At 27.7% G+C, this 390-nt stretch carries 1 protein-coding gene; it reads left to right on the forward strand.

The window, feature by feature from the left end; genetic code table 11:
* Positions 1-390 (forward strand): transposase (locus tag HMPREF2647_RS00645; RefSeq protein ID WP_141756738.1); only part of this gene is annotated, 390 nt, incomplete at both ends.

Consider the following 390-nt stretch of genomic DNA (forward strand, 5'->3'; position numbering starts at 1 on the left):
AATTATATGAATGTGATGATTGTTCAGAATGTCCTTTAAGACACCAATGCATGAAATACAATTCAAAAACGAATAAAAAAATAATGAAAAATTATAATTGGGAATATTTTAAAGCCCAAATTAATAAAAAGCTTTCAGAACCAAAAATAAAAACCATCTACAGTCAAAGAAAAATTGATGTGGAGCCTGTTTTTGGATTTATGAAGGCTATTTTGGGTTTCACTCGAATGTCCGTTCGAGGGATAAATAAAGCCAAAAGAGAACTAGGATTTGTGCTAATGGCACTTAATATAAGAAAAGTAACAGCTCAACGAGCTGAAAATAATCAAAAAAATTATAAAAAAGACAATTTCTATATTATTTCAATAGAAATTGTCTTTTTTCACTTAT

Source organism: Staphylococcus sp. HMSC035D11, assembly GCF_001836075.1.
Classification (GTDB): Bacteria; Bacillota; Bacilli; order Staphylococcales; family Staphylococcaceae; genus Staphylococcus; species Staphylococcus hominis.